Genomic DNA, 20,294 nt, shown 5'->3' on the forward strand with positions numbered 1-20,294 from the left:
CTCGCATGGTAGAACCCATTAGAATCAACCGGTATCTTGCTTCTTGTGGTCTAGGATCCAGGAGAAGTTGTGAAGCTTTTATCCGTTCTGGTCTTGTCAAAGTAAATGACAAAATAGTTAGATCGCTATCAGTCAAAATAAATCCTCAGGATAAAGTTGAGATCAATGGTCAAATTCTGTATCCCCTTAAAAAGGATTATATTCTCTTTTACAAGCCCAGAGGATTCCTATGCAGTAAGACAGGGCTCATTGGAGAAAGGACCATTTACCATATCCTACCTCCATCCTTTCAGAAATATTTCTATGTTGGCCGACTCGATAAGGATAGTGAAGGTCTTATTCTTTTGACCAATGATGGTCTTCTGGCCAATAAAATACTGCATCCGAAATTTCACATTCCTAAAACTTATTTGGTTAGTCTTGCTACTCCTTTCGACGAAAACAGTAAAAAAGCATTGCTGAGAGGCATGTATATGGAGGGTAAAATCGCAAAAGTTCAAGATGTTCAAATCAAAGAGAAAAACAAGCTAAAAATAATCTTAACCCAAGGGATCAAGAGACAGATCCGAAACATGCTATCAATACTTGGCTATAAGGTTACCAGACTACAAAGAATATCCTTAGGTCCTTTAACTCTCAAGGGGCTTTATATTGGTCAATACCGTCGATTAACTAAGAAAGAAATAGATTTGCTTTATGCAGCCATTGAAGCTGCTCAAATAAAACAACCCAATAGTATTTAAACTATGAATGCTGACAAAGCCCTTTGGGGAGGACGTTTTCATGAAAAACCCTCTTCCTTATTTACTCGTTTTAGCCAATCAATCAGTTTTGATTGGCGATTATACTATCAAGATATCCAAGGCAGTATTGCTCATGCGCGAATGCTTGAAAAAATAGGAATTATCGACTCAAAAGAAAGCGAGGAAATCCAAAGCGCACTATCGGAAATTTCCCATCAAATAGAGCAGGGACAGTTTCAATGGTCGATGGAGCACGAAGATGTTCATATGAACATTGAGTATGCCCTGACTCAAAAAACAAAAGCTGGCTTAAAACTCCATACGGCAAGAAGCAGAAATGACCAAATAGCTACTACTATGCGTATGTGGGTCAAAGAGGAAGTCCAAAAAATTTTCAATCTTCTCTGTCGACTCCAAGCCATACTGGTCCAATGGGCTGAAAAGTATACAGACCTAGTTATTCCTGGCTACACCCATCTCCAGCGGGCTCAACCCGTTTCAATTGCTCATCAGATTCTTGCGTATGTCGAAATGCTCGAAAGAGATAAAGAAAAGTTTTTAGCCTGTTATAAAAGCGCGGATGTTTTAATTTTAGGCAGTGGTGCCTTGGCAGGAAGTAGCCTGCCTTTGGACAGAGAATATGTAGCCAAGTTGTTGGGCTTTAGTAAGGTATCAGAAAATTCAATGGATGGGGTAAGTGATCGCGATTTTGTTCTAGATTTTCTTTATGGAGGAGCATCCTTAGGAATCCATCTTTCGCGGTTTGCTGAAGATATGATTCTTTGGTCGAGTAGTGAATTTGGCTTTTTAGAATTACCTGATTCCTTTTCGTCTGGTTCTAGTCTGATGCCTAATAAAAAAAATCCGGACATTTTTGAACTACTCCGTGGGAAATCAGCACGATTGATCGCTAATCTCAATAGATTATGCATCCTATTGAAATCGTTACCTTTGACTTACAACCGGGATCTGCAAGAGGATAAAGAACCTTTATTTGATTCTGCTGATACAATTGAAAGCAGTCTTGAAATTCTTATAGCCATGATACCGGAACTAAACATTAAGACGGCTAATTGTTTGGAACGAGCGAAAGATCCCCTTCTATTTGCCACAGACATTACTGATTGGCTTGTGCAAAGGCAGGTTCCCTTTAGGGAAGCTCATCATAAAGTTGGTGAACTCATTGGTTATTGCGAAAAAAATTCCATTTTATTATCAGAGGCGCCAGAGTCAGTTTTATCTCGGATCCATCCGGATCTTCCTAAGGTTTGGAAAGAGCTTTTTGATCCACAAAAATCTTTGGATAGAAAAAAAACCATCGGGGCTCCTAACCCAAGTTCTGTCAGGCAAAGGATCGCACATTGGAAAGAGCGGCTAAAAACGACCAATGCTTTATAAAGTAAAAATAAATCATTTGATTAGTACTCTAATTGAAGAGAGTATTCAAACCTGGATGGGAGAAGGGGGAGGATTTTGTTGTTCTTTTTTCCTCAATCGATATTTCAACAAACAGTAAGCAACAAAACTGATTTCAAGAAAGACATAGAGCAGGACATAGCCTATCCCTCCGCTACCAAACCCATAGCTATGCAAACCCTTACCCAGAACAAAATTTACTCCATACCATGCCATCAACACGCTAAGGAAGCAAAGGACAGAGCCCACCGCCAGTCCAAACTCTCCCCACCAATGAGCAATTCGACCATGCAGTACAGCCAAGTAACAAAGAAGCGTAATTAAGGCCCATGTTTCTTTTGGATCCCAATCCCAGAATCTGCCCCAAGAATAATTGGCCCAGACGCCTCCTAATATTGTTCCAGCAGCCAACAAAAAAACGCCTATTTGAAGAGACCTGTAAATATACTTTGCTAATACCCCTTTTTGGAATCCTCCCATGCCTGCATTTTTAGAGGTATTCCATAAATAAATATGACTTAGTCCGAGGGCGAGAGCAAAAGCTGCATAGCTTAAAGTGATTGTCAATACATGAATAGTAAGCCAAAAATTATTCCTTAAAACCGGGACAAGAGGTTGGATAGTGGGATCAAAGATTAAAGGCTGAGAATCCACGAGCATCATACAGATTGCTGCAAAAGGGCAGGCAGCCATAAGAAAGAATCTGGAATGATAAATCGCTTCAAAAACAAGAGCAAAGAACATCACCCCAAAAGAAACCCATACAACTGATTCATACATATTGCTCACGGGTGGACGACCCGCAATGAGGATTCTGCAGACAAATCCATATACATGAAACAAGAAACCGAAGACGGCAAATCCCCAGCCAATTCTATACCCTAATTCAGGCTGCCATCCTCGAGATAAAAGAAAAACAAGGGAGGCTATCCCATAGCAAATCAACGTCCATTTCCAGGGATTTAAGACCGTGTAAGCATGTTCGAAAAGAAGCGAATCATTTGAAGGATATATCCTAGGAGCATAATCCTTAAGTTGTTTAGAAAACAAAGAAGCTTCTTCTTGGGCTTTACTAAAATTTCCTTGAAGATAGGCTCTTTTCATGGAATCGAAAATGACAAGGAGTGATTCGGAAAGTCCTTGAGGATAATACTGAGTTGCATTTTCAATCGTAACCCATTTTTTATTTGGATCCAAGGGATTGGGGATCACGTGGAAAATCTCTCCTGAATATAACTCTTCAAATAATTTCAATCTACCGGAAACAGCCATCGCCTCTTTTTCTTCTGGATTCAATGAGGCACCTTCGGCTTCTGGCCTATGAAGATGTTTCACTACAAAGTCTTTAAAAAGATTATTTTCTCTAAGCTGTTGAAAAGAGAAGAGTTTCTTTGCTGAATCTATTCCAATATCTTTTCTTAACAAGGGATTGTCTACAAGGATAACGGGCTGCCTTTCCCAGCCTTCAGGATGAAACCACAAAGATAAGACAAAATCGGTACTGCCTACTTTTTCTCCTTCAAGGGTTTTTATTGAGTCTCTGCCACTAAGAGAAAGTAAAATTTCACGCGCAAAAACTGTTAAAGGCTTTTTTCTTCCTCCATGCTGAATGGCTATTTGAGAAAATTGATTCAGTTCTTTCCCTAGGAGGGTTGAGGGAAGAAGTATGCATAAAATGATAAGAAAAATCCTTAGACCACTTCTATTGATCATGATAGTAAAAAGATAGTAATTACGAGTGAATAGTAAAACAAAAATTATAATCCTCTTCTCCTCTTTTTATAGAGGAGGGACAAAGTGTTCTAAAGAGAAAAGAGCTATCACATACTATCAGACTGTAAAGGCTGTTCTCTTTGAGTCAAGAGCTTAGGGAATTTAATTAGTATACCTTGATACAAAGCCAATTCTTTCTTATCTTTGCAACAAAGAGAGAAGAAAATTTATATTTGACATTTCAAAGTTCAGATAAAAAGTTGAAAACAACAAATATTTTTACTTTGTGTAGTCTATAAAATTATTTTATCTACTCTCAAAAGATGTCGGAATATCATAACAACCTTAGCTCCATTCCAGAAGCTTTAGAGAACTTCAGACAGGGTAAACTGGTCATCGTAGTCGATGACGAAGATAGAGAAAACGAAGGCGATTTTATTGGAGCCGCTGAGCTTTGTCATGCAGAGATGGTTAATTTCATGACAAAAGTCGGCCGTGGCCTTATTTGTGTAGCTATCACGCAAGAACAAGCTGACAGACTCAACTTACCTTTAATGGTGCAACCTAAAGATAACACTGCCCTCTATGGTACTCCTTTTACAATATCAGTCGATTATATAAAAGGAACGACGACGGGTATTTCGGCCGATGACAGAGCAAAAACGATTCGAGCTTTATCGCATCCTCACTCTCTGTCCACAGATTTCAGAAGACCAGGGCATATTTTTCCACTGCGTTCTTCTCCGGGTGGAGTCTTAATGCGCGCAGGCCATACAGAAGCTGCAGTCGATTTAGCCAGACTCAGTGGTTTAAACCCTGCAGGTGTTCTTGTTGAAATTATGAAGGATGATGGCACAATGGCCAGACTAGAAGACCTAAAAAAAATTGCTAGAACTTATAACTTGCCTATAATTACGATCAAAGATCTCATAGCCTATCGTACCCAAACAGAATCCCTTGTAGAAAAAGTCATTTCCGTGAATCTTCCTACCGAATTTGGTGATTTTCAACTGTTAGCCTTTAGAAATGTTTTAACAAATGAAGAGCATTTGGCATTAATCAAAGGAAAATGGGATCCCCAAGAACCTGTTTTGGTTAGAGTTCATTCTCAGTGCCTGACTGGAGAAATTTTCCATTCTTTACGATGTGATTGCCGACAGCAACTGGAAATGGCAATGGCTGCCATAGAAAAAGAAGGAAAAGGAGCGATTGTTTACTTAAAGCAAGAGGGGAGGGGAATCGGACTTTTAAATAAACTCAAGGCTTATAGACTTCAAGATGCTGGAATGGATACAGTAGAGGCTAATTTGGCTTTGGCTTTCGCTGCCGACAATAGAGATTATGGCATTGGTTGTCAGATTTTGCGTTCTTTGGGAATTCACAGAATTCGACTTTTGACAAATAATCCAGTCAAACGAATTGGTTTGGAAGGTTTTGGACTAGAAATTGTGGAACGAATTCCATTGCATGTCAAAGCCAATGATCATAACAGAAATTATCTTCGAACAAAAGTAGATAAGCTTGGACATTTAATTCCAAAAGAATTAATAGATTCATCCGAGGAAAAATAAGGTTGTGTGTTAAGATGGTAGGGCTGAGGGTACAAAAGCTAATAATCAGCTGCTTGAATCATCTAGGGAGATTGGGCTTTTTGTTCATTGCTGGCAGTTGTGCTTTCTTTTTGCTTTTTCCTGCTGCCTATGGCGGCTCCAATGAAGACAAACCCGAAGAATGGATTGTCGTTAGCGGTGGACCTGCTTTACGTTTTTTTGAGCATGGTAAAGCAGATTCTCACGACAAGTACTGGGGGAATTTTATTCGAGCCTCTGTCGCACGCATTGAGCAACTCCAATTATCCAAACCTAAAAACGTAGAAATTAGTTGGCTTGTGTTTCGCCCTGCCTATCAAAGAAGGAGTCAAGAAGAAAAGCTTGATATACTTTCACAGATTGTATCTCAAGCAGATGCTCTTGGGGTGCAACTTTTTTGGTTTGATACAAAAGAGGAACTTGTCAATTATCTGAATTTTGGGAAAGACAGAAAACGAGAACCGATTGGAAATTTTGATTATTTTGGGCATTCTAACAAAGCTTGTTTTATGTTCGATTACAGTTCGCAATTTGATAATCTTTCTCAAGAATTCCTTCATGAGAAAGAATTGTCTTTAATTGAAAAGAAAATTTTTACTAAAAAAGCGACTATAAAAAGCTGGGGTTGTCATTCTGGAGAATTTTTCTCTCAAAGATGGAAAAAAAGGTTTGGCATACCAATGGTGGGGGCCGTAGGCAAAACAGATTATACAAGTGCTAGTTTGCCGTTCTTATCAAAAACTGGTCGATGGACTCAATGAGAAGACTCCTAGCCTTTTTATTTTTTAGTCTGTTTTTCTTTTTAATTAAGGAACCCTTTTATGGAGAAGAGACCGCCGACCCACAAATACCACATCTTCCAATCCCTTCTCCTCCTGGTTATCAAGAAGAACAACAATCTAATGCCAATGGAACAAACGCAAACCGTGAAAAAGAAAAACTGATCTTTCCTCCAGCACAATACGCAAAAGAGCCTTTAAAACCGCCTCCCGGTATCATTGTAGAAGACTATATAGGGCATAGAGCTGTTGACAAGCATGGGAGCGGATGGGGTTGGGTTAAAAAACCTAACGAAGACTGGAAAGATGCGCATTGGATTGCCCTAAAAGAAACGCCTGGTGGCGTTGTCGCTCCTTGGAGAAAGCTTAAAAAAAAGGCTGCCGATGATAATTTCGAATATCGGATGAGAGGCTACATTGCTGATTATAAAGTGTATGATCCGCACACAAACGAGTTACTAGAAGTTTTTGTTCCAGAAATGATCGAACCCATTGGTCCAGCAAAACCTTTAACAAGGAAGCCTGGCCCTCCTTCTCGATTTGCTCACATACCTGAAGAATGGAATCCTAGGAGAAACGTCCAATAAACTTCATAACGCTGCGGGCTCAAAACGATTGGTAGGATCAACAATAGAGTCTTTAGGCTATTCCAATGCATAAAATTGTAGGTAGCCTCCCCATGAAGATTGATACAAACGTCTTACTCCAGGAAGAGGGTTGGCAATGGAAGTAGTTAAAGGCAAAAGTCTTCCAAGTAGGCTTTCTTTCGCTTTTTTGTCCGCTCTCCAAACCAATATGTCATGCGAAGGCAGTTCTTGGATCATATATCCAGCAGATTCCTTCTCATTGACCCATTTCATAACCATAGGAATCAATCCATGGATGTCTGTTCCGGCTCTTGGAAAGACTCGCCAATCATATCCCATCGATTGAGGAGATTGGCCAAAAGCCAAAGCCAGATTAGAAATGTCTTCAGTAGTAATGCATAGATAGAGGGGACGGCTCTGCGGTAAGGCTTTTTTCAAAATTTCCAATCCTTCCACAGCATTGGCAGCATAAGATTTTGCTAAAATGCTCAATCGATTTGTTTCTTTTGGAGCTCCAAACATTTCTTCAAGCATCTTCAATCCATCTTTTGGGATTACTGTCGAATCATAGCTTTCAATCCATATTTCCTTTCCTGTAAAGAGTTTTAACCTTTGTGAGACATCCCACCACCCTATGAAAAGAGCATTGGATGGAGCATGTGCGTTAACCGATCGCATGGCCTCTATCCATATCCGATTGAGCACATCGTCAATTTCCGAACCAATCGGTTTTGGAGGAAAAACCCTAGCAAAACAGCTCGTATTTTGCGAGTCGAGATATTGTGCGATCCAAAAATGGCCTTTATTTCCAAAAGCATAATGCCAATACTTTTGGACTGGGAAGAATGTAGGCAAGGATAGAAATTGGGAGTCCTTCGTTTCAATTTTAATCAAGGGTTCACGTTTTTTTTCGTGATTGCTCCAAAGGCTTTGGAGGATTAACACAATCCCACCAGCAAATAGAATCAATCCCCAAAAAACTGGTCCTCTTTTTTTTAGAAAAAAATTTTTAGTTTCTTCTGTAGGCAATTTTTTGAATTAAAAAAATAAAATTAAAAATTACTTTTTTTTCCTTTTATTCCCAAAGCTTTTCCCAAAAGATGAACTTAAAAGGATGATCCCAGCACTCGATCCAATAATACCAAATAGGAGTTTTGCTTTACTAGATAAAAGAGAAGTATGATCTCCTGTTGAAAGCTGAGATTCATGAGGTCTATTTCTTAACCTTGTATTTTCATCCATAATCTCCGTATATCTTTCAAGCAATACACTCCAACCAGCCGAATAAGTAAAACCTCCAGGATTGGCATGCATGACTCCCTTATAGTGTTGAATCATGTCATGTTCCCACATATTAGCATACACTCGTTCAACATGACTTGGATTGTTTCCCTTAGCCCAAAAAAGCTGGAAAAAAGCACCAGGAGCGTCCTTTTCGGGAGGGGGAGGGACAGGACGGTTCGTTTTTTGTCCAACCAACAGTCCATCCTTATAAAGAGCTTCGATAACTTTTTTTGCTTCTTCCTGAACTTTTAATCCATCAAAGATCGCCTGATCGGCTGTCTCTAACCATTCTCCTGCAAACCGAGCAGAATGGCAAGCCGAACATGTGGCTATCCAATCTTCTTTCCTTTGTTGGTACCAAGGCTGTTTTTCCTTAATGCCCTGGGCAATTTCTGGGGTGGGATTAAAGGCCCAACGGACTTTTCTTACCAAATTGTGGCTGTACTCCCCATGATATTCAAAATGGCAACTCGCACAGGTTGGAGCAGTATATCCACCCTTGGCGATAGCATCTTTTAAAGGAACATCAAAATTCCAGTTCTTAGCTTGAGCCTGAAAAATGGTCCCATGCTTTGAAAGCATGTAATTTTCAAATTCATTATGGTCCACTCCATTATGACAGGTTGCACATGAAAGAGGATTACGGGCCTCTGCAGCTGAAAAACTATGCCGTGTGTGGCATCCATCACAGCGATTCTGTTGATAATGACACATATCACAGCCTTGAGCTACAGCTCTTTCAGACATGGCTGCCCAAGCTGCCAAGTTCACATTTGCTTCCCAATCTACAGCATGAGAGGGATGACCTTGAGGCCATTCATTATGAGGCCACTTTTGTTTACGTTCCGATTCTGATTCAGCAAATTGTCGCACATGACAACTACCGCATGTCACTCTATCAGGCATATGAAGATCGACATCATGGCGTATTTTCTGTGCACCTATGGATCCATGACAGTCGATGCAAGAGACTTCTTTAAGCTGCTCATGATTTTTGAGTATTCCTTGAGAGTGAAGCTGTTTTTCCACCTCTGCTAGTTCCTTCTTTTTATAAGCTTTAGGGTCCTGATCCGAGAGTTTTCTTATTGCCTCAAGATTGCCATGTATACTGTTTTCCCAAGCATGAAATACTCCTGGGGTTACTGTTTTATGGCAGGCCAAGCAATCAGAACGACTGACCTCGCCTTTGATACTTTGAGGCGGATGATAAAAGTTTTTTGGATTCCAATACATTTCCATAGGGATTGGTTCCCAATACTGCGCATGAATTCCTTTCCCTGGATGAGAGGCGTCATAATTTTTTATTAGCTCTTTGAGATCTTCTTCCGGCTTCTTGACGTAGGAACTAGAAAGATTGTGAGGTCTTAAAGCTAAAACAGCTGAAGGACTCAACACTTTTTTTCTTTCTTTCTTAATATCATCCAGACTGATGAATGACTTATCGGAAGCCAGTTTTTCTTTGTTGCCCCAGGCAGATAAAACATAGTTGAGGACATCAACTAGCTGTTGATCATCGAATACTTTTCCCCAACCAGGCATTGATCCGTCGTATTGTTGAGTACCGACTTGAATGGGACCTTCAAGACCATAGAGCACGACATCGATAAGATATTCTTTACCATTTTTTGAGTTTACAATATTCGGCACATGTCCCACAAGAGGGGGATAAGATCCGACTAATCCTTGTCCACTTTGTTGATGGCAACCAATACAACTCCGGCTGAATAGTTCCTGACCACGAATAAATTCCTTTTGTTCTTTTTCTCTAGAAAGCGGGGGCTCTTCAGTCAGTACATACTGTGTAGTGAGATTTTGCAACCATTGATCCAAAACAATTTTCCCCTGAGTAGTGGTTACTTGAGCAACAAGATTGCTCAAAGAACAAAATAAGAGAAAAAAAAGAAAGCCAAATGCCCATCTCATCGGTTTCCAAAATATTTAGAAACTTATCATAATTATCATCTGCGTAACGGCAAATATTATTAATTATTTTTATCTCAAAACGAAAGATTTGTTTTTAGAAGAAGTCTTCGGTTTTTGTTTTCCATCCATCTTCCTCTTCAATCATTTCTCCCTTGAAGGCTCTAGATTGCCATTTTTGCCCATATTCTTTTTCTATTTGTGATATCTCCTTCCCACTTTTTTTTGCTTCTAGATTATAGAGGATTTGTCTGTCACGATTTTCCTCGTCAACGATTTTTTGAATATAATTTCTGTATTCTTCATCTTCAGTGCTCTTCACTATGTGAAGATAGCCATCTTTTCCTTCTCCAATCATTCTGTTGTTTTTCAATGCTTGAATTTCACCCATTCTCATTCTTCGCCTTTCCTGAATGGAATGATAAGAATAGAAAGGTTGCTGAATAGGAGGGCTTTTTACATTCACAGAAGCATTAACATCATAAAGCTTGGGTTGCTTGGGAGATATTCGCACAGAACGACAGCCGTTTACTATGAGGAGGAAAACAAAAAATACCCCAATCCACAAAACCTTAGCCCTATATTCACTCTCTGAGCCCATGATTATCCGTTTAACAAGAAGCCTCTACAAGAAGCAAGGGGATAATTGCGGATAAGTCTATACAGAGGCAATTTCAAAAAAATCATTGTTGCAACAACAAGAAAGGTTCTTCACTTAGAATCAAATGGCAATCTCTAGAGAGGACAAAAGGGAATAGTTTGGGTCTTTCTATGAATCGTAGGGTGAAGGAGATATATCAGAAAAGTGAAAAAATTGCTCCTGAATTTCATTCAAAGCAAATCGCACTTCTTTAAAGGCAGCAGAAAGAAAGGAAAAAATACCTTGCAAGCTATTTTTTTGGGCTTCCGGATAACTTGCTGCTAGGGCATAACTCCGCATGCCAAGGCTTTCATAAAATTCCATGCCAGGCGATCCATTCCAGCATCGTTCTATATTTTCTTTAAATAGGCCACAAACAAATAGAGAATAATCGGCGATAAAATGATGTAGTCGATAAGCCTGCATGGAACCTGCCGTTTTCTCCAAAGATAAAAGCAAATCAGACATTCTCACAAAATTTCTTCGACTCCCTAGTCGGTAGAAAGGGGCTAACGAGTCCATTTTCAAAAATCGCATAAGCAGTTTTGTAATATAGGAAATTAATTCTTGATTTTTCAGTCCTCTTTTACCCAAGGCAAGTCTACCTAAATACTGAAAGTAGAGTTGAGCAGATATGGGGATAGGACTAGGAGCTTCAAGGATGTATCTTTTTATGGACTCAAAATCCAAAATCTGATCAATCTTCTCAGGTTCTTGCTTGAGGAGATGGATTAAAGCTATCTTTTCTTTTTGGTTTTTCCCAAGTTTTTGTGCTAGAATTTCAATATCTTTTTCGGTTATGTGAGTGATTTTTGGGTTCATTTCAATTATTTATTAAGCAGTTTTAATTCCAGCATCAAGAAGCTATTTATTACTATGGAAGAATATTTTGATATTGTTGATGACAAAGATAAGATCATTGGGAAAGACACTCGGCAAAATGTGCATTTGAAAAAACTAAAGCACCGTGCGGTACATATCCTTTTACAAAATCAAAACAAAGAAGTTTTTCTTCAAAAAAGATCTCCTCTCAAGGATGTAAATCCTAATTGTTGGGATTCTTCTTGCAGTGGTCATGTGCTTTCGGGAGAAGATTATGATACGGCAGCTCACAGAGAGTTAACTGAAGAACTTGGTTTGCAACTTAACCAACCATTAATTAAACTCTTCAAATTATCTGCAGATGCTAAGACAGGAAATGAATTTATTTGGGTTTATTTAGGGTTTTCAAACGGCCCCTTTCAACTGAATCCTCAAGAAATTGCAGAAGGCAACTTTTATTCCTTTTCCTGGATCAACTTCAAATTAGCCACTGAACCTGAATCTTTTTCCAATGCTTTCGCCTATATATGGCAATGTTTCACCGGCTATAAAAAATGCCATCTGTTATGAAGGAACTAATGAGTACACCATGAGATACATAAAAAAGCTTCCGAGGAGAACCATTAGATGCCAAAGATTATGGAAATTAAAATTCCTGCTTTGAGGCCATTTGAGAATGTAACTGAAAGCACCAATTGTATAAATTATCCCCCCACTTAATGCATAATCCAAAGAAACTTTTGAAAGATGGATTCTCGGTAAAAACAAAATTCCTACCCAACCCATTCCCAAATAAAATCCTGTATATAACCATCTAGAAGGATAGGAAAAAAAATTTTTATAAGAATACCAGTTATTGCTATCGCCCACATAAGGGCAAGTAGCATTACCCTGTATTCCTTATCGGCAGCTTTTACAATAACAGGCGTATAAGTAGCTGCAATGAGAATATAAATCGAACAATGATCTAATTTCCTAAAGGAGGGAAGCAGTTTAGAAGTAATATCTACAGAATGATAGAGGCTACTGGAGACAAACATGAAGATCAAACTGAGTCCATAAATCAGATTATCCAATGGATTGATGGAACTCCGCAAATCTTTAAAGAAGAGAACTTCAAGGCCTATGACAGAGAGTATGGCCCCAAAAACATGCGAATAGGTATTAAAAGGCTCTCTGATTTTTTTCACTATGTCCGTTCCTCATGATTCATAAAAACTGAATAGCCTTCAGCTAACTTTTTATCTCTATAGGACAATATAAGAAAATACTATTTTTTTACAGGGCAGTTGGAATCTTATTGAGGCTCTGTTTGGGTTTGTAAAGAATAACCGAAAGCTTCTTGCAAGGGAGAAGCATATCCAGTCAGTTCGACATACCCTTCCCCATGGATAGGTATGCCCTCTTTTTTTCCTTCAACGCTTACGGCTCCCTCCCAATAAGCAAGAAAACCTAATTGGTGCAGAACCAGCTCTTGGGAAGCCATTTTGGGTTTCACTGTAATTTCAATCGGAGGATCAAATAATTTAATCTTCCAACCAGCTGGATAAGTTGCTTGGGTATTGGGACTTTTCCAAAAAGCAGTTCGATCAACGCTAAAATCTTCTTTTTTGAGAATTCGAACAGTGTTTTTCCCTACCCATGTTCCTCCGGAATTGGAGTCGAACACTCCTTCTTTTGTCCGCAAACAATAAAGCATGAGTTCTTCATTCGTATCCAGCTGAATGGCAAACCAATCCCAACCCACTTCGTTATTCCCAAGTGAATTTGTAGTAAATTCATGATCAAACCAACTGGTCCCATGAACGCGCCATTCTTTGTTTGAGACCCGAATTGATCCATTGGTCATGAGCCTGGTAAAGGAATAGTAATAGGAAGCACATCCCTTTTGATCGGCTTTTTTACTCAGCCCATTTGCACCATGTAAAACTGGAGGTTTGCAAGTTTCTAGATTAAGATCAATAGCAATCTCGCCCTCATTAGCATGGATATGAAACTTTTCTTTTGTGTTGTCTATAGTTCGCAGTTCCCATCCTCTAATCCATCCACCCATGCTTCCTTCTAGGACGCCTGCAAGTTCCAAAGCTCCCCGATCAGCTCTTTCATAGGCATAAAACTTCTTTCTCCGGATATCACTTAAAGCAAAATGAGCAAAATAAATATCCCTGAGTCCCCACTTGCTTATTTTTTGGGGTGGAGAACAAAAAAGACCTTGCCTAAATAATGTCCATTGAAATCCAAAAGGCTCTCTATTCTCTCCATAGAGATTCCCAGTAAAATACCACCACTCCGTTTTAAATTCTGGATGGGCTCCATGATCTCTTGGAAAAACCCATACCCATGGTTGATCTACTATTTTCCAATCTTGTTGGGCATATAGAAAGGCTCCTACATTCCAAAAAACCAAGCAGAAGAAGGCTAAAATAGGAGAGAAAAAAGTAAAAAAATTTTTTTGAAAACTAGGCATTTATTCCATCCTTAGATTTTTTGCAATGTTGTCCTTAGATAACTGATAGGCAGGCAGAACAGAAGCCATGATAGCAATAATAAGAACGGCAAAAGGTAGCCAGAAGATAATGTCCCAAGGAGTTGACCAGTCGATGGTCCAACCAAAAAATGCCCTATTAATCACATAAGTCAACACAACGGCTAAGGCAAATCCAGCCATAACCCCAAGGAAAGAAGCAATAAGGCCCACAAGGCCAGATTCACCTATTACCAATGTAAAAACCGTCGATTTAGAAGCACCAATCGAACGCATGACGGCTATTTCTCGACTTCTTTCGGAAGAAAGAATTAATAAATTAAAAAATATTCCCGCCGCCGAGACTAGCAAGCTGGTAATCTTTAGCAGATTGGTGATAGAAAAAGTTTGGTCGAATATCCGAAATATTTCCGTTCTTAGTTGCTCATTAGAATACACGATGTAATCTCCAACTGCTTGAAGCTTTTTATCTAAGTCTTTTTTCAGTTCTTGTGCTTCCTTTGGATTTTTCAAATACAAAGCTAAGCTATTGCTACTATTGATATTCCAAAATCTAATTAAAGTTTGTCGATCGAGCAGCACAAGGCCAAATTCGGTCGTAAAATCCTTAAAAACCCCAAAAATTTCAAAGTTGATCATTCCTAAACCCGTCTTAAGAGTTATCACATCTCCTTCTTTAAGACCAAATTTTCTCGATAAACTTTCATTGATGAATATTCGATTGGATCCAGCTGCTTGTCTAAAAAGTTCTTTAGGGTTTCCTCTTCTAAACTCAAGATTGTTTTTTTCTGCAGCCACAGGAAATGAAATCGAGGAAATTTTTATAGGAGAATTTCTAAATTCTGATCTAAACTCATAATAACGGTCTACGGTTTCTATTCGGTTATCTTTTTCGATCAGTGCTTCCGCGTCCTTTGAAAGGGATTGATGGATACCACTGACCAGATTCGCTGCAGTCGTAACAAACAAATCAGCTCTGACGCTTTGTTTTAACCATCCATCAACTGTGTAACGAAAGCTCTTTATCATAATGGAAACGCTGATGACCATCGCAAGAGCAGTAAGAAGAGCAGCAACGGTCAAGACATTTCGATGCAAAGATCTACTAAAATGTGACACGATCAGCTTCAAGAGAATATGCTTAGGTTGCGACAACCGAACGATGAGTTGGCAAATCAAAGGAGAGAGGAAAGCAAAAGAAAGAATGGTAAATAGTGCAGCTCCAAAACTAAGAACCGAAAGGTTTTCTTTAAAACTAAAATAAGAGAAGAGACACGCAAGCAACAGGCAGAGGCCAACACCAAGGAACCAAAAGAATCCAAATCTATGTACCTTTTCTTCCAAAGTGGCTACAGAAAAGGCTTGAGAAGGTGCGATTTTAGATGCTTCCATTGAAGGGAAAAGGGAAGCGACTCCTACAGCTAATAGACCCATTCCTACTGCAAGAACAAACTGGATGGGAGAAATAAAGATATGTTCTATACTAGATAAAAGATAAAGAGAAGTAAGACTGGAAGAGACCCAGCCAATAAGCTTAGTGGAAAGGATATAGCCAGCTGGAATACCAATAACTATACCAATCAGCCCTATTAACATTGATTCTCCAAGGCAAGCGAGGATGATTGCTTTTGGTCCAACACCAAGGCATCGTAATAAGGCAATTTCAGACCTTCTCCTGACGACCCCTACAAGTACAGTATTGTATATTATAAACATTCCAACAAATAAGGAAATTAAGGAAAGAGCCGTTAAATTAAGCTGGAAAGATCCAAGCATTTTTTCAACCTTTAAGGTTCTTTTCTCGGGAGTTTGTACCATCACCGAGGAGGGGAGCTCCTCTTGAAGAGCTCGGGCGATCTCCATACGATTGCTTTGAGATCTGACTAGACAGCTGATTCGTGTCAATTTGTTAGGCATATGGAACATTTCCTGGGCATTAGCAATGTCCATCACCGCAAGATGTTCGTCAGAGCCGATCGCCCCAGATTCCATCTCCAAAAATGAATGCACTTTTAAACTCACAATCCCTTCGGGAGTCCGAAGTTGTATGGTATCCCCTAGCTTTATACCAAGTCTTTGCCCCAACTTTTTGTTTATCCCTACAGCTCTAGAATCTTTCAAAAAATCGAGAATGTCCTCTTTTTTGTTTACACCCGATGCCAACTCAAAATTCCTAATAGGTTGATCAGTGAGAAAATCCACTCCTACCACATCAAGATATTCTCCAGGATATTTATCCAACATGGACACCTGTTCGAGAATGGGGGTAGCTACCTCGACATATGGTTTTTTCAGAATATCAGTTAAGATCTTCTCATCAAAAGGATAACTCTCAGCGACAATTTCTAGGTTGGCTTTACCCGCAACGAGATCTATCGAGGCCTTGAATGATTCCAATGCCGAGTGGTTGATCAACTGAATGGCTACGAAATTTGCTACCCCCAAAGCAATACAAAATACGTTCAATAAGAAGAGATAGGGATGGCTTATGAAATACCGAAAGCTATGATGAACAAAAATCTTCAATAAACCCATTATTTTAAACTCAGTATCTGGTATTAAGAGATAAGATAGCCGTCTTTCATCTGCAAGATTCTGTCAGTGGCTTTTGCCACTTCCAGACTATGGGTAACCATAAATAGAGTCAGCTGATATTCTTCTACGAATTTTCTAAGAAGATATAAGACTTTCTGGCTCGCTTCTGAATCTAAATTACCTGTAGGTTCATCAGCCAATACAATTTTTGGTTTCATAACCAAAGCCCTAGCCAAAGCAACTCGTTGCATCTCTCCACCAGAGAGCTGATGAGGGTAATGATGGGATCTATGAGAAAGCCCTACTTGTTCCAATAGCTCTTTAGCCCTAGAGGAGGCTTCCGAAGGATAGACTCCCTGCAAGAGGGCAGGAAGCATCACATTATCAAGGGCAGTAAGAGTAGGAAGCAGATTAAAGAATTGGAATACAATGCCAATAATACTGCCACGTAACTTGGCCAATTTTTCTTCCTTTAACAAATGAAAGGGATAGCCATCAACATAAATTTCCCCTTGGGTTGGGGTATCAATTCCGGCAATTAAGTGTAGTAAAGTGCTCTTGCCACAGCCGCTAGGCCCAACAAGAGCGATAGATTGTCCAGGATAAATTTCTAGATTTGCTTTCCTCAAAGCCACGGTTTGTACTTCTCCGTTCCAATAACTTTTGGATACATCCTGAACGCTTATGATAGGGTTGTTCATTGATTAAATTTTGATCCATCATGCAAGAACTTTTTCTCTATTCTTTCTAAGGCAGCTTCTACCCTTTCCAAATGAGGAGATTTCAAGGGGATCACGTGGAATTTCCAAAAACGAGCTGATAGTCCACATAATATAACCCCTAAAGACACAAAAAGAAAAGAAGCTAAAGGGAATACTAGGTTAAACAGTATAAATCCTGCAACGGAAGTGCCAACAACAGTTCCAAATAAAACTAAAAACCAGCCAAAAGCTTTAAGAAAGGAAAAGCGTACAAATAATCTAGGAGCTAAAACAGAAAATAAAAAAAGGAACACAAAGGCCACTCCTTTAGGCGTTCTTCTTAAGAAATCTCCTTGGACTATCTGTCTTGCAGCTTCTAATTTTATTTCCACAGGACTCATCTTCCCCATATCCGTCTCTACCCAGTTGATAACAGCAGGATCTGTCACCCCAAGCCATACTTGCTTTCCATGAAGCAAATTAAGATCAAAAGCCGGTTTAATTCCTCGAGCCATTTCATCAGTATAGAGCAAAAAATCATCATATTTGATTCGAATGATTCCAGAGGGAAAACGCTTAAACCTCAACTGCATTCGTCCCTCTGAATCTAGTGGAATTCTTCTTAAAATATTTCCTGTGGAGTTGCGCAAAAGAAAAGCTTTATTCAACCTTGCTTCTGAATTTTCTATGGATGCTTGCATGTAAGAAGCAGCAGCAACTAAAGTCAGGGAAGGAACTAAGTTGTCCTTGAGCTGAAAAAAAAGAGGCACAGATCTGATTTTGCGTTTTGTGCCAACTCCTAGGTTATTAATTCCTACTGGATTGCCTACAGTCAGATCAGTCGATGGCCAGAATGCCGATCCATACTTCGGTAAGAGGCTTGGATCTCCACGAACCAAAAATTTTTCAAAGAGGAACTGTTGAGGCGCCAAAGACTCTGTTTTAAGGGCAGCCCCTGCAAAACATACTCTATTTAACCTGCTGATTAATGATCGGAATGTTTCGTCAAAACTGTCCAGTCTCGGCCCTCGATCCGTAAATAAAATATCCAAAACCACACTTTGAGGCATTTGAGGAATCAAACTTCTTAAAAAAAGAGAATATTCTAATCGGGGCCATGGCCAAGGCCGATCAACGGGAATTCTATCAATTTCTACTAAAACGAACTGTGTGTCTTTGGTAGGAGTAGGCAAATATTCCTGTAAATGAACAACCTTCTCTTCTATAGCATTGAAGAGCCCTACCCAACAAAATGTGCCAATGGCAGAACCCCAGAAAAAACCTAAAATAGAAGCAAGTAACAGCCTTTTTTCTATTTCGACAGGAACTCTATTTAATACAGCCATTTAATAATGAAACCACATTGAAAAAACAGTTTTCCAAGAGTTTTGACCTGGTTTCTTTCTGTTTACTTATGAAACAACCAAGTGATTTAATTTGAATATTTAGAACCAAAATGTCCAGAAAATAACGAGCCAATCTTTATTTTTTCTTTGAGAGATTTTTCTTGATACGCTTCTTCTTTGTTTTATTTTTTAGAAGGACGCGATTGGCTTCTAGCTTCCAACCCCTCATTTTCTCATTCAATCTGTTAAATTCTTTTTCTTTTCCTTTATCTTTTCATTGATCCAAATTTTTATTTTTCGAACATACTGCCTGTCGATTTGGCATTGAGAAAATCCCCAGGCTGGATGGCCCAAACATCCTTCTAATTCTTTCTTTTTTTTTGAAGCGTTTTGTCCAACACGACAATTCTTTTTGAATGATAGCGATTGGAAGAGCCTCGGTTTGCTTTTCTTCCAAATAACAGAGGGATTCTAGCAATTCTAAATCTTTTGCTTTGTAGGCCATCTGGGCAGCATACCACCTTTCCATTTTCTCTGGAGAAACGGAGTTGTTGGCATCAGGATGAAGGAGTCGAGCAATCGTCCTAAATGCTGCTTTAATTTTGGATTCGCGAGAATTTCTTTTCAGATTGTTATCTGGGATCTCATCTGTTTTTTCGTTGTTTGGAAGACAATCAGCACAAGCATCAGCTGAGACTATATTGGACAATTTCTTATTTTTTTTCTGTAAAAGAAAATGATACGAAATGGCAACACTGCGATTATGCAACAAACTATCCAGTTCCACTTCAAATATAAATTGTTTTAAGTCATTTATTTTTAGCTCGATATTTTTTAATTCGGCTGTTTCTTGAGGGAAGGTCGACTCTAGCCAAATGGTATATTGAGGCTTTTCAACAGATAGAAACTTTTGCAGTTTGCTTTGGACATTTTCCAGTTCTTTTTGGAGATACAAATATCTGATTTGCCAATTTTGCCTGATTTGTTTGTCGTCTATTGCAACAAGAGAAAAAGAGGCTTTGTTTTTATTTAAAGTCTGACGGTAGAGTGGAGAAATGATTGGTTTTTTCCCTTTCATCAAAGGAGATTTAAAACAATCTCCGAGGCAAAAAGATTAAAATGTTTTAAAAAAAAAGCAATCAAACAATTAAAAATCTACCAAAGTAATTCATCTCTTGAGAAAAGAAGGATCTTTGTTTTATTTTTTTAAAACCTTCTTCTCTTTGTCTACCCATTTGAAATAAAAAGAATGAACGCGTTTTTTTTTCAAACCTCTGGTTTGATTTTTTCTTTTGAAAAAGCAACCCTAGCAACTAAGCTCATTCTCCTATTTCTTTTGGGTGTCTCATCCATCAGCTGGACTGTACTTTTAATAAAACTGTGGCAAATCCACTCGGCCAAAAAACAGAGTCGAAAATTTTTGCGTAAGTTGAAAGTCTCCTCAAAATGGCTAGGCATTTTTTTAAGTAAAGAAAGTTATCCAGGCTCTCCCCATCACGCCATATACATGACTGGATGTAAAGAATTGTTTAACCTATACCATGGACAATCTGATCCCATGGAGGGATATTCTGAGAAATCTCTTTTAAAAATAAAAATTCCAGAAAAATCTCTCAAATTAATTCAAGGAGCTATTGAAAGAGAAATTGGCAATCAGCTACTCCAGTTAGAAGACCAAATGATTTTACTTGCTACAGCAGCCAGTGGTGCCCCTTTATTGGCTTATTAGGAACA

General features: G+C 39.0%; 19 protein-coding genes. 7 read left to right on the plus strand and 12 right to left on the minus strand.

Annotated elements, in window-relative coordinates:
- The first annotated feature begins 5 nt into the window (after positions 1-5).
- Together kam1_RS09885 and argH are read left to right on the plus strand one after the other, a co-directional pair.
- Complete coding sequence (locus tag kam1_RS09885) at positions 6-743, plus strand: pseudouridine synthase (protein WP_235277232.1); 738 nt, start codon at positions 6-8, stop codon at positions 741-743.
- Positions 744-746: 3 nt separating this feature from the next.
- Complete coding sequence (gene argH, locus kam1_RS09890; RefSeq protein WP_143958427.1) at positions 747-2,141, plus strand: argininosuccinate lyase; 1,395 nt, start codon at positions 747-749, stop codon at positions 2,139-2,141.
- A 45-nt stretch (positions 2,142-2,186) separates the two neighbouring features.
- Here argH and kam1_RS09895 read toward each other — a convergent pair whose 3' ends face one another.
- Complete coding sequence (locus kam1_RS09895; protein WP_039721481.1) at positions 2,187-3,872, minus strand: cytochrome c biogenesis protein; 1,686 nt, start codon at positions 3,870-3,872, stop codon at positions 2,187-2,189.
- Positions 3,873-4,195: 323 nt separating this feature from the next.
- On the opposite strand from kam1_RS09895, the gene kam1_RS09900 reads away from it, so the two are divergent.
- Genes kam1_RS09900 through kam1_RS09910 form a run of 3 tightly spaced genes read left to right on the plus strand, consistent with a single transcriptional unit; the run spans position 4,196 to position 6,827 of the window.
- A complete protein-coding gene (locus tag kam1_RS09900; protein WP_039721482.1) occupies positions 4,196-5,443 on the plus strand; it encodes a bifunctional 3,4-dihydroxy-2-butanone-4-phosphate synthase/GTP cyclohydrolase II in 1,248 nt (415 codons plus the stop codon).
- A gap of 53 nt (positions 5,444-5,496) precedes the next feature.
- Complete coding sequence (locus kam1_RS09905; RefSeq protein ID WP_235277243.1) at positions 5,497-6,222, plus strand: hypothetical protein; 726 nt, start codon at positions 5,497-5,499, stop codon at positions 6,220-6,222.
- On the plus strand, positions 6,210-6,827 hold the full coding sequence (locus kam1_RS09910) for a hypothetical protein (protein ID WP_244946074.1): 618 nt from the start codon (positions 6,210-6,212) through the stop codon (positions 6,825-6,827). The genes kam1_RS09905 and kam1_RS09910 overlap by 13 nt, the downstream gene beginning before the upstream one ends.
- A gap of 57 nt (positions 6,828-6,884) precedes the next feature.
- Here the strand turns inward: kam1_RS09910 and haoB are convergent, their stop codons facing one another.
- From haoB to kam1_RS09930, 4 genes are all read right to left on the minus strand, one after another.
- Complete coding sequence (gene haoB / locus kam1_RS09915; protein WP_143958428.1) at positions 6,885-7,856, minus strand: hydroxylamine oxidation protein HaoB; 972 nt, start codon at positions 7,854-7,856, stop codon at positions 6,885-6,887.
- A 30-nt stretch (positions 7,857-7,886) separates the two neighbouring features.
- On the minus strand, positions 7,887-10,034 hold the full coding sequence (locus kam1_RS09920; RefSeq protein ID WP_143958429.1) for a multiheme c-type cytochrome: 2,148 nt from the start codon (positions 10,032-10,034) through the stop codon (positions 7,887-7,889).
- Positions 10,035-10,128: 94 nt separating this feature from the next.
- Positions 10,129-10,632 (minus strand): YdbL family protein, encoded by a 504-nt coding sequence (locus kam1_RS09925; protein WP_039721487.1) that lies wholly within the window; start codon positions 10,630-10,632, stop codon positions 10,129-10,131.
- A gap of 168 nt (positions 10,633-10,800) precedes the next feature.
- Positions 10,801-11,493, minus strand: coding sequence for a hypothetical protein (locus kam1_RS09930; protein WP_039721488.1), 693 nt, complete (start codon positions 11,491-11,493; stop codon positions 10,801-10,803).
- A 54-nt stretch (positions 11,494-11,547) separates the two neighbouring features.
- Here kam1_RS09930 and kam1_RS09935 point away from each other — a divergent pair, with 54 nt between their 5' ends.
- Positions 11,548-12,063 (plus strand): NUDIX hydrolase, encoded by a 516-nt coding sequence (locus tag kam1_RS09935; protein ID WP_052250481.1) that lies wholly within the window; start codon positions 11,548-11,550, stop codon positions 12,061-12,063.
- Here kam1_RS09935 and kam1_RS11105 read toward each other — a convergent pair.
- From kam1_RS11105 to kam1_RS09965, 7 genes are all read right to left on the minus strand, one after another.
- The gene (locus tag kam1_RS11105) at positions 12,058-12,279 is read right to left on the minus strand and encodes a hemolysin III family protein (protein ID WP_052250482.1); all 222 of its coding nucleotides are present in this window, start codon (positions 12,277-12,279) and stop codon (positions 12,058-12,060) included. The two genes, kam1_RS09935 and kam1_RS11105, sit on opposite strands and share 6 nt — an antisense overlap.
- The gene (trhA, locus tag kam1_RS09940; protein ID WP_052250483.1) at positions 12,267-12,683 is read right to left on the minus strand and encodes a PAQR family membrane homeostasis protein TrhA; all 417 of its coding nucleotides are present in this window, start codon (positions 12,681-12,683) and stop codon (positions 12,267-12,269) included. The genes kam1_RS11105 and trhA overlap by 13 nt, the downstream gene beginning before the upstream one ends.
- A gap of 107 nt (positions 12,684-12,790) precedes the next feature.
- On the minus strand, positions 12,791-13,960 hold the full coding sequence (locus kam1_RS09945; RefSeq protein ID WP_039721489.1) for a lipocalin-like domain-containing protein: 1,170 nt from the start codon (positions 13,958-13,960) through the stop codon (positions 12,791-12,793).
- On the minus strand, positions 13,961-16,513 hold the full coding sequence (locus tag kam1_RS09950; RefSeq protein ID WP_039721490.1) for an ABC transporter permease: 2,553 nt from the start codon (positions 16,511-16,513) through the stop codon (positions 13,961-13,963).
- A 23-nt stretch (positions 16,514-16,536) separates the two neighbouring features.
- On the minus strand, positions 16,537-17,214 hold the full coding sequence (locus kam1_RS09955; protein ID WP_039721491.1) for an ABC transporter ATP-binding protein: 678 nt from the start codon (positions 17,212-17,214) through the stop codon (positions 16,537-16,539).
- Positions 17,211-18,560 carry a CHASE2 domain-containing protein gene (locus tag kam1_RS09960; RefSeq protein WP_143958430.1) on the minus strand — a complete coding sequence of 450 codons (1,350 nt, stop codon included), beginning with the start codon at positions 18,558-18,560 and terminating at the stop codon, positions 17,211-17,213. Before kam1_RS09960 ends, kam1_RS09955 begins: the two co-directional genes overlap by 4 nt.
- A gap of 274 nt (positions 18,561-18,834) precedes the next feature.
- On the minus strand, positions 18,835-19,638 hold the full coding sequence (locus tag kam1_RS09965; RefSeq protein ID WP_143958431.1) for a hypothetical protein: 804 nt from the start codon (positions 19,636-19,638) through the stop codon (positions 18,835-18,837).
- A 171-nt stretch (positions 19,639-19,809) separates the two neighbouring features.
- On the opposite strand from kam1_RS09965, the gene kam1_RS09970 reads away from it, so the two are divergent.
- A complete protein-coding gene (locus kam1_RS09970; RefSeq protein ID WP_244946075.1) occupies positions 19,810-20,289 on the plus strand; it encodes a hypothetical protein in 480 nt (159 codons plus the stop codon).
- The last annotated feature ends 5 nt before the right edge of the window (positions 20,290-20,294 follow it).

Origin of the sequence: Methylacidiphilum kamchatkense Kam1 (genome assembly GCF_007475525.1) — a bacterium.
GTDB lineage: Bacteria > Verrucomicrobiota > Verrucomicrobiia > Methylacidiphilales > Methylacidiphilaceae > Methylacidiphilum > Methylacidiphilum kamchatkense.